Source organism: Rhizobium sp. RHZ02 (genome assembly GCF_014851575.1).
GTDB lineage: Bacteria > Pseudomonadota > Alphaproteobacteria > Rhizobiales > Rhizobiaceae > Rhizobium > Rhizobium altiplani.
Window position 1 is genome coordinate 566586 of sequence record NZ_JACUZX010000001.1, and the last position, 14264, is coordinate 580849.

Consider the following 14264-nt stretch of genomic DNA (forward strand, 5'->3'; position numbering starts at 1 on the left):
GATGCGGATTGCGGTTGGCGGAATTCATACGGAATGCAGCACCTATTCGCCGGTGCTGATGGCGGTCGACGATTTTCGCGTTCTGCGTGCAGCCGATCTCCTTGCTTCCGACTATTTCAGTTTTCTCGAAGCGGAAGGGGTTGAACATCTCCCGCTACTTCACGCGCGCGCAGTGCCCGGCGGCCCGGTTTCCGCTGTTGCATATGAGGCGTTCAAGGCGGAGTTTCTTGATCGATTGAAGGCTGTCCTGCCGGTCGACGGGCTTTACCTTGCAATGCATGGCGCCATGAATGTCGAGGGCATGGAGGATGCCGAAGGCGACTGGATCGCGGCGGCCCGCTCCGCCGTCGGTCCGGACTGCGTGGTCGCTGCAAGCTATGATTTGCATGGCAATGTCAGTCAGAAGATTGTCGACCAACTCGACATATTCGCGGCCTATCGCACCGCACCGCACATCGACGTCAGGGACACAATGATACGTGCCTGGTCGATGCTTGTGGACGCCTTGAGATCCGGCAGACGACCCGGTGTAGCCTGGACACCGGTGCCGGTGCTCTGGCCGGGCGAGCGAACCTCGACCGAGGACGAGCCTGCAAGAAGCCTTTACAAGGCGCTGCCCGACATCGACCGGCGCGCCGGCATTCTCGATGCAAATCTGATGATCGGCTATGTCTGGGCGGACGAACCGCGGGCGAGCGCCTGCGCGGTTGTCACAGCGACCGACAGACAGGCGGCAGCACGGGCAGCTGAAGAGATCGCCGCATCCTATTGGAATGCGCGGGAAAACTTTGTTTTTGGGCCGGTGACCGGGCCGCTCGAACAGATGCTTGAATTGGCGGAGGAAGCCTCTACAGCGCCTGTGATCCTTGCGGATTCCGCCGACAATCCGACAGGCGGCGGTGTCGGGGATCGCGCTGATGTTCTCAAGGCTTTGCTGGAGCGGCGGTTTGACGGGGCGCTGCTTGCTGGCATTACGGATCGGCCGGCTGTCGAGGCGTGCTTTGCCGCCGGCAAGAGCGCAAGGATCGGGCTCGATATCGGTGCGACGCTTGACCCGTCGAGCTCGCCTGTCCACGTGGAAGCAGAGGTTGTCTTCCTCGATGATCCCGGCGCCTTTGACGAGCGTCAGGCGGTGGTGCGGACCGGAGGGATTATGGTCGTGCTTGCTGGCCGCCGACGGCCCTATCACAACATCGCCGATTTCACGCGCCTTGGGCTCGATCCAAAGTCAGTGCGCATGCTGGTGGTAAAGTCGGGCTACCTCTCTCCGGAACTTGCGCCGATCGCCAACCCCAACCTGATGGCCCTGACTGAGGGGGTGGTGAACCAGGACATCGAAGCTCTGGTGAGCAAACGACGCATCCGGCCGGTCTTTCCCTTTGACCGCGACTTTGCCTATATGCCGCAGGCACGCCTTTCGGCGCGCTGGAAAGACTGATTTTTTTCCTGGCAGGTTTCGGCCTCGCGTCGAACCTGTTAAGGCGTCTCGATCCGCATCGCCGGTTGATTTCCTTCCCTCGACCCATCATGACCCGTTTTCTGCCTGATGTATTCCGCAACCCGACAGTTCGGGTCAGCATGCTTGCGATCTTCGCCTTTGGCTTTGCCGGCGCGGCGACCTCGCCATATCAAGCTGTCATTGCGATCCGCGAGCTTGGCCTGAGCAATGGCCTGTACTCGGCGCTGATCTTTGCTGCAGCAGCCGTCAATGTCACCGTCAGCATCCTGCTCGGCAATCTGGCGGACAGACTTGGTGAGTTCCGCAGGCTGATGCTGTCGGTCGCCGTGTTCGGCATCTTCGGCTATGGCGCGGTCTACGTCTTTCCGGCACAGGCAACCTTTGTCCTCAGTGCGCTGTTGCTCCTGCCAATCTACAACGCGCTCAATTCCCTGCTCTTTGCCAATGTGCGCGCCACCACCAACGGGATGCCACGCGGTGACGTGGCGACGGTAAACTCGGGCGTGAGAGCGATGATTTCACTCTCCTGGGTGCTGGTCCCAGGGCTTGTCGGTATACTCCTGTCGCGGTCAACAAGCATGCTGCCCGCCTATCTCTTCGCAAGCCTTGCCTGCCTGGTGTGCCTTTGCCTGATCGCCGCGTTCTTGCCACGCCAGAGCGGAACCGACAATGCAGCCACGCATCATCTTTCCTATCTTGCTGCACTCGCAGAAGTCATCTCACCTCGCGTCTTCGTCCGCGTGATCGCGGTGGCGCTCATCAGCAGCACCCTTCACGTGAACGGTGCCATCCTGCCACTGATCGTTACGGGCCCCGCACACGGGACGGTCGGCGATATCGGGATCCTGGTTGGCATCGTTGCCCTGCTCGAGGTGGTCTTCATCGTCGTCTGGGGCCGTGCCCAACGGATCATGAGCCACGTTACGGCGCTGGCGATCGGCACGATCATCTATGTCGTGTACCTTCTGTTGCTCGGCTTTGCCTCTGCGCCATGGCATGTTTACGCCTTGACCCTCATCAGTGGTGTCGGCGCGGCAGCACTCATCAGCATTCCGATCACCTACCTGCAGGATCTGATCGCTGAGCGGCCGGGCCTTGGCAGTGCGCTGATATCCGTCAACATCTTTGTCAGCGCGGGGCTGAGCGCCCTTCTCTTTGCGATCGGCACTGGCGTCAGCGGCTATTCCGGTACGGCAATCATCGGTGCTGCAGCAGGGCTTTGCGGGCTTTTCCTGCTGCTTTTCTTTGACGGAGACAAACGGCGCTGAGACCGGCATATCTCCAACCAGCCCCCTTCAACTGCAAATGCCCGCCGCGGACCGCGGCGGGCATTTGCTCTCTTGGCTTGGGAGAATAAGCCTCAGATGTTGGCGAGCAACTCGTTGATGCGCTGTTCCATATCGGTGAGCGCTGCATCGATCTCCTTCTGACCGGTGATCGCAGCACTCATTTCCTGGCCGATAATGTCCTGGATCGCAAACTGGCGCTGGACGGTCGACGGCAGCGGAGTGCCGAGCGTGGCGATTGCTGAAATCGTGTCACGATGCGGCAGAGCCTTGAACTGATCGGAAGCCAGAACCGCCTTGACAGCTGGCAGGTGGCCGGTCCGCGACCAGTCGAAGTCGTTGTCGTGGAAGAACTTCAGGAACTTGCCGATGGCAGCTGTCTGCTCGTCGCTGCGGTCCTTCTGCGACACTGCCCAGCTGTGGCCGTCGGCATATTGCGCCTTCTTGCCCGGGAAGAGCTGCGGATAGGGATAAACGGCATAGCCGCCGGCGTTCAGCGCGGTACCTGCCTTTTCGGAGGATGCCGTATAGTCGCCGATGACCCAGGTGCCGTTCAGGTGAACGCCGCCCTCGCCTGCGAGGAAGGCGTTGATGCCGGCCGCATAGTCAAGATCCTTGGTGGTATAACCGTTGTCGTAGATCGCCTTGTACATCTCGAGGACTTTCTTGGCCTCGGGCGTATTGATCTTCACCTGCTTCGGATCGGCAAAGAAGTTCGAATCCTGCTGGAACAGGTAGGTATAAAGATTGCGGGTATAAAGCGCGACTTCGTTCGCCAGGTTCTGGACAAAGTATGGCTTGCCGGTCTTTTCCTTGAACTGCTTGGCCTGAGCCATGAGTTCATCAACGCTGGTCGGCAACTTCGGCGTGCCGTCGGCGTTGAGGAGATCGGCCTTTTTGAAAAGGTCCAAGTTGATGTGGTACAGCATGGTCCAGTTGTCGATCGGCAGACCGTAGATCTTGCCGTCCTTGGTCACGCCGTTCAAGCTGGCATCGGTGAAGTCGGAAGACGCAACGCCAACGGACTTCAGGACGTCGTCCAGCGGCATCAGCAGGCCCTTGGACTGATAGTCAGCCAGTACCGACTGGTGGATAGTAACGATATCCGGCGGGTCGCCGGCGGCGAACTGTGCCGTCAGCTGGTCATAACCCGGCCATTCGACGGTCGTCACCGTCACATGCACATCCGGATTGTCCGCGTTGAACTTGTTGATAAGCGAGGTGATGATACCGCATTCCCCGACAGCCTTGCTGACATCGGTATTGGTGCCGAAGTCGGCATCGCACGCGCCGAAGAAGCGCTGAACCGTCAGTTCGGTGGCGGCAAAGGCCGGGCTTGCGCCGGCAAGGGCAATCACCGAGGCCGCCGCAAGCATGTATTTTCTGAAAGTATGCGTCATTCCAACTCCTCCTCTTTGGGGTTCCCCACCCCTTGACGTGAGCCCCCTCCTCGGGAGCCGGTTGCACTTAAAACGTGGTCTCTGTCGCCAGCCCTAGCGCACGGCGGTGCCGGATACGGCCGTCACGATGTATTTCTGGAAGAACAGGTAAAGGATAAGGATCGGCGCGCTGGCGAAGACTGCCTGGGACATCAGGAAGCCGAGACCTTGAGACTGCGCGAAATTCATCTGGGTCGAGGCGATCCCGACGGTCAGCGTAAACATCTCCTTGCGGGTGCCTGAAATCAGCGGCCAGAGATAGTCATTCCAGGCGCTGAAGAAGGTGAAGATGCCAAGCGTTGCCTGTGCCGGAATGGTGAGCGGCAACAGCACCTTCCAGAAGATCTTGAAGCGGCTGGCGTTGTCGAGCAGGGCCGCCTCGTCCAGCTCCTTGGGGATGGCGCGAAAATACTGCGTCATCAGGAAGACGCCGAAGGGTGCGGAAAGCCCCGGCAGGATCAGCCCCGGATAGGTGTTGTGGAGCTTCAGCCAGCCAAAGATCTGCTGGCGGGCAATCAGCACGGCCTGTTCCGGCACGGCAAGGCCGAGCAGCACGATGACGAAAAGCACGTTGCGGTAAGGAAAGTTCAGCCGCGCGAAGCCATAGCCGGAAAGCGAGGAAAGGACCAGCGTCGCGAGCGTCAGGCCGCCCGAAACGATGGTGCTGTTTAACACCCAGCGGAAAACCGAGGAGGTGCCGATGACATCGATATAGTTCTTGATCGTGTAGGGCGCGCGGAAGACGGAGTTCATGTCCAGCATGAGTTCCTTATTGTCCTTCACGGAGAGCGCCACCACCCAGACCACCGGCGCCACCATGACGAGGGCCAGCGCGATCACCAGGCCGAGGATGATGCGGTCACCCAAGGTGCGGCCGACGATATTGCCCGAGACAGATCCGCTCATCCCTCTTCTCCCTTGCGCCGCGTGGCGATGTACTGCGCCATGGCGGCAATCAGGATCATCATGAACAGGACTTCGGAAGCGGCAGCACCGAGCCCGAGGTCCCACTTGGTGAAAGCGGCCTCGTAGATGTAGAGGACGACCGGCTTGGAGACGTTGTTGGGGCCACCGTTCGTCATCAGCCGCGCCTGGCCGAAGAGCTGGAACTGCAAGACGATCTGGATGATGACGACGAGCACGAAGGTGCGCTTGATAGAGGGCAGCGTGATGTACCAGAGCGTGCGCCAGCGGCTGGCATTGTCGAGAGCTGCCGCCTCGTAGATCTCGCCAGGCACCTGCTGCAGGGCCGAAAGGAAGAGCATCATCGGCAGGCCGATGCACCACCAGACGGTGGCGATCGCAATGCCGATCATGGCAATCCGCGGATCAGAGAGAAAAGCGGGCGCAGTCGCTCCGAACCAGCCGTAGATCGTCGCCAGCAAACCGAAATTGCCGATGAAGACGATACGCCAGATCAACGTCACGATCGTCACCGACAGGACCGAAGAGGAAAAATAGAAGGCGCGCAGCACGGCGGCGGTGCGGGTGCGGCGGTTCAGAGCCAGCGCCAGAAGCAGGCCGATGATCGCCAGCGCCGGTACCGTCAGGAAGACGAAATAGAAGGTGTTGCCGATCGCCTGCAGGAAGATGCGGTCGTTATAGAGGCGGATATAGTTGGTCAGGCCGACAAACTTGCCGACGCCGAAGGCGTCCGCCTTGTGCAGGCTCAGCCAGATGCCCCAGAAGAGCGGCACGACGAGAAGGGCCACGAAGACGAGGAGATAGGGCGCGACGAAGAGGGCATTGCGCCATTGCGGCGCATTGATGTTCTGGATGTTGCGCCGTTCGGCGGCCGCAGCCGTCGCCTCGGCACGATCGAGTGCGGCCTCAGCCATGACCGGCCTCCTCATTGTGCCAGGCGTGACCGGCATCATCGAAGAGATGCGTGCGCGTCCCGTCGAGCGTCAGCCCCACCTCGTCGCCGATTGCCACGCGGCTGTTGCCGATGTCCTCGGCAATGACGACGCTGCCATCCTTGAGGCGCGTATAAAGAAGGGTGCGATCACCAAGACGCTCGAGGACATCCACCTTGCCCGTCGTCGTCGCAGCAACGCCGTTGGCGAGCTTGACGGCCTCTGCACGAATGCCCAGAGAGTACTCGCCACCCTTGACCCCAGCTGCGCGGATGGCGGTCTTGAGTTGCGTGCCGTCGGGAAGCTTTGCGCGCAGGAAACCGTTTTCTTCCGACAGGGCGACGGTCAGGAAGTTCATGGTCGGAGAACCGACAAAAGTGGCGACGAAACGGCTGGCCGGACGCGAGTAGATCTCCATCGGCGTTCCGATCTGCTCGATCTTGCGATTGTTCATGACGACAATGCGGTCGGCGAGCGTCATTGCCTCGATCTGGTCATGCGTCACGAAGATCATCGTCGATCTCACCCGATTGCGCAGCTGGGCGAGTTCGACGCGGGTGCGAACGCGCAACGCCGCATCGAGGTTGGACAGCGGCTCGTCGAAGAGGAACGCCTTCGGTTCCTTGACGATGGCGCGGCCAATGGCGACGCGCTGGCGCTGGCCGCCGGACAGCTGGCCGGGCTTGCGCTCCAGGAGGTGGCCGATCTCGAGCATGCGGGCTGCTTCGGCAATTCGCTTCGAGATCACATCGCTCGATAGGTTGATGTTGCGCAGTCCGAAGGCCATGTTGTCGGCCACCGTCATGTGCGGGTAGAGCGCATAGGACTGGAACACCATGGCGATGTCGCGCTGACCGGGCGGCAACGTGTCGATGCGCTCGCCATTGATGGAGATCGTGCCGTCATCCACGCTTTCCAGCCCAGCGATCATGCGCAACAGCGTCGATTTTCCGCAGCCCGACGGCCCCAGGAAAACCAGGAACTCGTTGGCTTTGATCGACAGTGACAATCCGTCGAGGACGGTCATCGAGCCGTAGCGCTTGGTGACATTCTGGATTTCGATATTCGCGGTCATCCGGCTGCTCCTGGATTGCAGTCAGAACCCGAAAAACCGATATGGACACATGGCAGGCATGCTGAGAGCGAGTATGCATCCGCTTTTATCGGCGAATGTCCCTCAGTCAGTGATAGTGCCAGAACAGAAGCTGTCGCTCCCATCTCTTCCTCCCAGTGGCACGTCAAAACCGGTGCGCTGACGTTAAATCATACAATTGCTTTGTCAACACATCGTTTGATATGTATCAGCAAAGCGGATTTATATTATGCCTGCAGGCGGATCATCCTGTAGGAGAGTGGCGCGATCCTGGCGCTGAGCTTGCCATCGGCAAAGCTGGTGCCCGTGACGGCCTTCGCCACGACGTTGTCGGGCTTGTCGGCGGTATTGGTGATGTTGAGATCCGCATGGGCCACGACCTGATCGTCGATGACCCGCAAGGCGCCGAATTCGAGGAGGCTCGCATCGAGATCGAGCGTCTCGGTTCCGTGGCGGTTGACGATGAAGAAGGTCACCGTCTTCTTGTCCGCATCATGGACCGCCGATACGTCGAGGTAGGGCACATCTCCAAGGTCGTCGACCTTGTAGCTCGGGCTGTCGACCATCAGTTTCAGCGCAGTTCCACGCCCGTAGACGGAAGCGAAATAGTAGGGATAGAAGATCGTCTGACGCCACGCCGGGCCGCCCGGGACCGTCATGATGGGTGCAATGACGTTGATGAGCTGCGCCAGGCAGGCAATTTTGACGACATCGGCGCGATTGATGAAGGTGTTGAGAATGCAGCCAACCTGGAGCACGTCCTCGAAGTTGTAGTCGTCTTCCAGAAGGGCCGGCGCATGCGGCCAGCCATTGGCGCCGGCAAGCGTTGCCTTGTCGCGCTCCTTGGAGTGGTACCAGACGTTCCACTCGTCGAAGGAGATATAGACGTTCTTTGCCGAGCGCTTCTTCGCCTTGACGTAATCGATGACGCCTGCGACCGTGCCGATGTAATTGTCCAGTTCGATGCTGCGGGCGAGATAGTTGGCCGTGTTCTTTGCGCGGTTTTCGAAGTACATGTGCAGCGAGATGTAGTCGACCTCATTGTAGGTGTGGTCGAGGACCGTTGCCTCCCACTCCGGATAGGTCGGCATGTGTGCGTTGGACGAGCCGCAGACGACGAGTTCGAGGGAGCTGTCAAAGGCGCGCATGGCCTTGGCGGTTTCATGTGCCAGACGGCCATATTCGTCCGCCGTCTTGTGGCCGATCTGCCAGGGTCCGTCCATTTCGTTGCCGAGGCACCAGAGCTTGACGTCCCAGGGCTCCTTTCTTCCGTTGGCAATGCGCTTGTCACTCCACTCGCTGCCGCCAGAATGATTGACATATTCGAGGAAGTTGCGCGCCTCGTCGAGACCACGCGAACCGAGGTTGACGGCCAGCATCATCTCCGTATTCGCCGAGACACACCAATCGGCGAATTCGTGGATGCCGACCTGGTTGCTTTCGGATGTATGCCAGGCAAGGTCGAGGCGAGTCGGACGGTCTTCCTTGGGGCCGATACCGTCTTCCCAATTGTAGGCCGAGACGAAATTGCCGCCGGGATAGCGTACGATCGGAACATTCAATTCCTTGACGAGATCGATGACGTCCCGGCGCATGCCGTTCTCGTCGGCGGTGGCATGATCCGGCTCGTAGATGCCCGTATAGACGGCCCGACCGAGATGCTCGATGAACGAGCCGTAAAGGCGCGGGTCGATGTCCGAGATCGTGTATTTGCTGTGCGCTGTAACCGCGGCCTTCATGAGATCCTCCACTGTATCGTCATTTGTGATTTGTATCACAATTTGAGATGAATAAAGCGGAAGCCCGGGGCGTGGTCAAGACCAAAATGCAGAAAATCGGACAGACTTACCGAGTCTTGAGACGCAGCAGAATGTCCTGGTCGTAATTGCCGAATCCGCGCCCGAAGATGTTGATGCCGCCAGGATGTTTGGCGTTGTCGCGCACACCAATGCGCAAGCGGATCGAATGATGTTCGTCGAGCTTCAGGTCAGCGAGCGTGATCTCGGAAATGCGCAGTCCATCGACAAAGGCGCCGTCGTCATTGATGCGGAAGTTCTTCAACTTGCCGTACTGCGATCCCTTCAGTTTCCACCAATCCGGGGTGAATACGCCGCGTTTGTCGCCAAAATCACCCGGAGACGTCCAGGTTCCGATGTCGACCCCGTTGACCGTCAGGGTTATGTCGGAGGGCCAGTCGGCGCTGGTACCGGGAACCTCGGAGCTTAGCTCCATCAGGAACTCGATTTCGCGGATGCTGGTATTCGTCAATCGCGCATTGTTGGGAAACTGATATTCAACATGCCCGCGTGTGAACCAGATGAGCCCCGCCTTCATGCGGTCGGGATCAAGGAAGGTATTGGGTACATCGAGCAACCCGATGATGCCGTCGGCCGAGCAAAGTCCGCAAGGCGCCGTCACCTCGAAGCTCGTATAGAGACCAAGCGGCATCGATACCTCGATCGCGTCTGGTTCAGTTTCCTTGATTTCATTCTTGAAGACCACCAGGATCTCGTCATAAACGCTGCGACAGACCTTCTGATTGCCCTTGCGGGCCTTCTGGGTTTCCGTGTGGATAAGCCCCGCCTCTTCCAACACCTGGACGTTGGTCGACACGCTGGATTGCGGCAGATCAAGGATATCAGCTATTTCGTTGACGTTGAGCGCGCCCTTCTCGTGCAGAAGCTTCAACACCGCCACGCGAGCCGGCGATGCCAGTCCCTTGAGGATAGACATACCCTCTTCGGGGTCGACGACAAGGAAGCTGCGGCTCATGGGGCTCCGATCGGCACAGGACAAGATTACGCAATTGGTTCTATATCAGAGATATTGATTTAATCAATCGGGCCCTCGACTTTATCTACCCGATAGCAAAAGTCCCGCGGCGATGCCGCGGGACCTCTTGGGGCCGTGACCGGGAGAGAGATGGTCAGGCGGCCTGAACCTTGCGGCCGGTGCGCGCCCATGCGGGCAACCAGTCACCGTGGGCGGCGAGCAGTTCGTCCACCATCGACCAGATCTGGTCGAGGTCGAGTTCGGCCGCTGTATGAGGGTCCATCATGGCGGCATGATAGATGTGCTCGCGATTTTCCGTCATCAGCGCCTGGACCGTCAGCTCCTGGACATTGATATTGGTGCGCATGAGTGCCGTGAGCTGCGGCGGCAGGTTGCCGATGAACGTCGGCTGGATGCCGGATGCATCAACGAGGCACGGCACTTCGGCGGCGCAATTGGACGGCAGCGACGTGATGCAGCCATTGTTGCGGACGTTGCCGTAGATGACGGACGGCTCACCCGTCCATACCGAATTGATGATCGAGGACGCGTATTCCTTCGACTGCTTGACCTCGATCTTGTCGGCCGAACGGTAGGCCTCGGCCTGCCCCTTCCAGCGCTCGATCTGTTCGATGCAGCGCTTCGGATATTCGTCGAGCGGAATGCCGAACTTCTCGATCAGATCCTCGCGGCCCTCCTTGATGAAGTAAGGCGTATATTCGGCAAAATGCTCCGAGCTTTCAGTGACAAAGTAGCCGAGACGGGTCAGCATCTCGTAACGGACCTTGTTCGGGCAACGCGGGTTCCAGCCGGGCTTCGGCGCACGGCCTTCGCGATAGGCGCGCACGAGATCCGGATAGAGATCCTTGTAGGAGCCATCTGGCTGGCGATGTTCGAATTTCAGATAGAAGGCCATGTGATTGATGCCGGCCGAACGGTAACGGATATCCTCGTAGGGAATGTCGAGGTCGTGGGCCAGTTCCATTGCTGTGCCCTGCACGGAGTGGCAGAGACCGACCTGCCTGATCGTGGGATATTTTTCCGCGATCGCCCAGGTATTGATCGCCATCGGGTTGACATATTGCAGCATGATCGCCTCGGGGCAGACAGCGAGCATGTCCTCGCAGATCTTCCAGAGATGCGGCACTGTTCGCAGGCCCCGCATGATGCCGCCAACGCCAAGTGTATCGGCAATCGTCTGGCGCAGACCGTATTTCTTCGGGACTTCGAAGTCGGTCACTGTGCAGGGCTCGTAGCCGCCGATCTGGAAGGCGACGACGACGAAGTCGGCGCCAGCCAGGGCCTTGCGCTGGTCTGAATAGGTTTCCGCCTTGGCCTTGACGCCAAGCGTCGAGATCAGCTTGTTGACAACGATGGCGCTTTCTTCAAGCCGCTGCGGGTTGATGTCCATCAAGGCGATGGTCGCACCCGACAGCGCCGGGCGCTGCAGCACGTCGCCGACGATGTTCTTCATGAAGACGGTGGAGCCAGCTCCGATGAACGTAATCTTTGGATTTCTTGCCATTATAACCTCCGGCATGTGCAATCAGGCGACTTCGAAAGCGGCTTTGACGAGCCGTTCCGTGTAGGCGGTCTTGGGATTGGTGAGAACTTCGTTGACGGGGCCCTCTTCCATGATCTTGCCATGCTGCATGACGATCACACGGTGGCAGAGGGCGCGCACGACCTTGAGATCGTGCGAGATGAAGAGGTAGCTGAGGCCGCGCTCGTCCTGCAGCTTGCGAAGCAGTTCGATGATCTGGGCCTGGACGGAAAGGTCGAGCGCCGAGGTCGGTTCATCGAGCAGGATGAACTCCGGCTCGAGCGCAATGGCGCGAGCGATCGCGATGCGCTGGCGTTGGCCGCCGGAAAATTCATGCGGGAAACGCGACAGGATATTGCCCGGCATGCCTGCCGCAATCAGCGCCTCGCGAACACGATCAAGCCGCTCTGCCCTGGTCGCGCCCAGTTGGTTGACGACCAACCCTTCCTCGATGATCTGGCCGATCGTCATGCGCGGGTTGAGCGAGGAGAAAGGATCCTGAAAGACGACCTGCATGCGTGAGCGAAGCGGCCGCATCTCGGCGCGGGATTTGCCATGGATCGGCAGCTTGTCGAAGAAGATCTCTCCGCCATCAGGGTCGTTCAGTCGCAGCAGCGCCTGTCCGAAGGTCGTCTTGCCGGAGCCGGACTCGCCGACGAGACCCAGCGTTTCGTGACGTCGTAGCGTCAGGTTCAGGCTGTCGACGGCGACCAGTTCCTTCAATTGCGGTTTGAAGAAACTGCCGTGGCGCATCATGAACGAGACCCTCACGTCGCGCGCCTCGAGGATAATGTCAGAGCCTTCGGGCAACGGATTGGCCTGCCCACGCGGCTCGGAGCCAAGAAGATGCCTGGTATAGGCGTGCTGCGGATTGGCAAAGAGGCGCTCCGTCGTGTTGTGCTCGCGCATTTCACCATGCTGCATGACGTAGACATAGTCGGAGAACTTCTGCACCACCGTGAGGTCGTGAGTGATGAGGATCACCGCCATTCGCAGTTCCGTCTGGAGGCTGCGAATGAGATTGAGGATCTGGGCCTGCACGGTGACGTCAAGCGCCGTCGTCGGTTCGTCTGCAATCAGCACATCAGGATCGTTGGCAAGAGCCATGGCGATCATCACACGCTGGCGCTGCCCGCCCGACAGCTGGTGCGGATACTGCTTCAGCCGCGCTTCCGGATCGGGGATCTGTACATGGTTCAAGAGCTCCAGGGCCCGTGCCTCGGCTTGTTTGCGGCTGATCTTGCGGTGGACACGGATCGCTTCGATGATCTGGCTGCCAATCGTGTAGATCGGGTTCAGTGAACTCATCGGCTCCTGGAAGATCATCGAGATCCGGTCGCCCCGCAGCTTGCGACGCTGACGCTCCGAAAATGTCAGGATGTTGTTGCCGTCATAGTGGACGCTCGACTTGTCCGAGACGGTTGCACGCTTGGACAAAAGGCCCATGACCGTGCGGGCAGTCACGGACTTGCCGGATCCCGATTCGCCGACAATGGCGATCGTTTCGCCACGGTAGAGCTGAAAGGATATATCCTTTACCGCGTCGACGATGCCGTGCTCGACCTTGAACTTGACGCCGATATTGCGGGCGTCGATGACGGGTTTTTCCTGATGCGCCTCGTGGTCGTGGCGCACCGGCGGAGCGAAGGAATTGACGAGTGAGAGAGCCATCTTCATCACCTCAATAAGGATCGACCGCGTCGCGCAGACCGTCGCCCAGTGCATTGAAGGCGAAGACGGTGACCAGCACGAAGCCGACAGGCGCCAGGATCCAGGGGTAGGTCCCGATCACGGAGTAATTTGCGGTATCCTGCAGCATCAGGCCCCAGGAAATCAGCGGTGGCTTTACGGCGAAGCCGAGGAAGCCGAGGAACGATTCCAGCAGCACGACGCTCGGGATATGCAGGGTGACCGCAACAATCACGTGGCTCATCACGTTCGGGAAGATGTGCTGGAAGATGATGCGCCGGTCAGTGGCGCCAACCGCCATGGCGGCGCGCACATAGTCTATACGGGCGAGCGCCAGCGTCTTCCCGCGAACTTCGCGCGACATTTGCGCCCAACCGAGTGCCGACATGACGACAATGACAAATGCCAGGAACACATTGGTTGGTGCGGTGACCGGGATCAGCGACGTCAGGGCCAGATAAAGCGGCAACTGCGGGAAGGCCAGGACGATTTCCACGAAGCGCTGCACCCATGCATCGAAGGTTCCGCCGAAATAGCCCGAGACCATGCCAACGGTTGTTCCGACAATGGTGACGATGAAGACCACGGTCAGCGCAATCATCAGCGAGATGCGTGAGCCGATGATGGCACGCGAGAGGATGTCACGACCAAACTTGTCGGTTCCGAGGAAATGGACCGGTTGGCCATCGACCGATCCGAAGAAGTGGCGGTCGGCAGGAATGAGGCCGAGGAGCCTGTATTCAGCGCCTCTCACGAAGAAGCCGAGATAGCGCGGGTTGTTGTAGTCCGGCCCGACAATTGGCTGGAACGTGACCGGATCGAGTTCCTCGGATTCGCCGAGCGCATAGACGCGCGGCGGAAAGGCGAAGTTGCCGTCCTTGTCGCGCAGGCTGACAAGCTGAGGCGGGGCGAAGCCAACATCGGTCGCCTTTGGATCCATCGGCGCGAAGAAATCCGCAAAGATCGCCATGAAGAGCAGCAGGCCGACGAGGATTAGGCCCATCATGCCTGTCCAGGAACGCCGGAGCCGGCGCCAGACGAGCGAAAGATAGCTTTCATTGCCGTTATGCGGGTGCTTGGTGATTTCCTCGTGCGGTGGCGGAGGAGCTGAATCGAAGGCGAGCATG

11 protein-coding genes are annotated in these 14264 nt (G+C 59.6%); 2 read left to right on the plus strand and 9 right to left on the minus strand.

The annotated features are described in order from the left end of the window. Position 1: 1 nt before the first annotated feature. Together IB244_RS02675 and IB244_RS02680 are read left to right on the plus strand one after the other, a co-directional pair. The gene (locus IB244_RS02675) at positions 2-1438 is read left to right on the plus strand and encodes a M81 family metallopeptidase (RefSeq protein WP_192303080.1); all 1437 of its coding nucleotides are present in this window, start codon (positions 2-4) and stop codon (positions 1436-1438) included. 8 nt (positions 1439-1446) lie between these two features. Further along, entirely contained in the window at positions 1447-2727 is a 1281-nt protein-coding gene (locus IB244_RS02680; RefSeq protein ID WP_409564046.1) for an MFS transporter, read from the plus strand. Positions 2728-2819: 92 nt separating this feature from the next. Here the strand turns inward: IB244_RS02680 and IB244_RS02685 are convergent, their stop codons facing one another. The 9 genes from IB244_RS02685 to IB244_RS02725 form a co-directional block, all read right to left on the minus strand. Then, complete coding sequence (locus IB244_RS02685) at positions 2820-4145, minus strand: extracellular solute-binding protein (protein WP_062376168.1); 1326 nt, start codon at positions 4143-4145, stop codon at positions 2820-2822. Positions 4146-4238: 93 nt separating this feature from the next. After that, positions 4239-5090, minus strand: a complete 852-nt coding sequence (locus IB244_RS02690) for a carbohydrate ABC transporter permease (protein ID WP_192303081.1) — start codon at positions 5088-5090, stop codon at positions 4239-4241. Next, a complete protein-coding gene (locus IB244_RS02695; RefSeq protein WP_169683416.1) occupies positions 5087-6022 on the minus strand; it encodes a carbohydrate ABC transporter permease in 936 nt (311 codons plus the stop codon). The genes IB244_RS02690 and IB244_RS02695 overlap by 4 nt, the downstream gene beginning before the upstream one ends. Further along, a complete protein-coding gene (locus IB244_RS02700) occupies positions 6015-7115 on the minus strand; it encodes an ABC transporter ATP-binding protein (protein WP_169683414.1) in 1101 nt (366 codons plus the stop codon). Before IB244_RS02700 ends, IB244_RS02695 begins: the two co-directional genes overlap by 8 nt. Positions 7116-7360: 245 nt before the next feature. After that, positions 7361-8872 carry an alpha-N-arabinofuranosidase gene (locus tag IB244_RS02705; RefSeq protein WP_192241314.1) on the minus strand — a complete coding sequence of 504 codons (1512 nt, stop codon included), beginning with the start codon at positions 8870-8872 and terminating at the stop codon, positions 7361-7363. Between the two features lie 106 nt (positions 8873-8978). Continuing rightward, a complete protein-coding gene (locus tag IB244_RS02710; RefSeq protein WP_192303082.1) occupies positions 8979-9905 on the minus strand; it encodes an ArsR/SmtB family transcription factor in 927 nt (308 codons plus the stop codon). A 154-nt stretch (positions 9906-10059) separates the two neighbouring features. Continuing rightward, a complete protein-coding gene (locus tag IB244_RS02715) occupies positions 10060-11430 on the minus strand; it encodes an alpha-glucosidase/alpha-galactosidase (protein ID WP_018858445.1) in 1371 nt (456 codons plus the stop codon). Positions 11431-11451: 21 nt separating this feature from the next. Continuing rightward, positions 11452-13119, minus strand: a complete 1668-nt coding sequence (locus tag IB244_RS02720) for an ABC transporter ATP-binding protein (protein ID WP_025661263.1) — start codon at positions 13117-13119, stop codon at positions 11452-11454. 10 nt (positions 13120-13129) lie between these two features. Then, positions 13130-14263, minus strand: coding sequence for an ABC transporter permease (locus IB244_RS02725; RefSeq protein ID WP_018858447.1), 1134 nt, complete (start codon positions 14261-14263; stop codon positions 13130-13132). Position 14264: the final 1 nt, after the last annotated feature.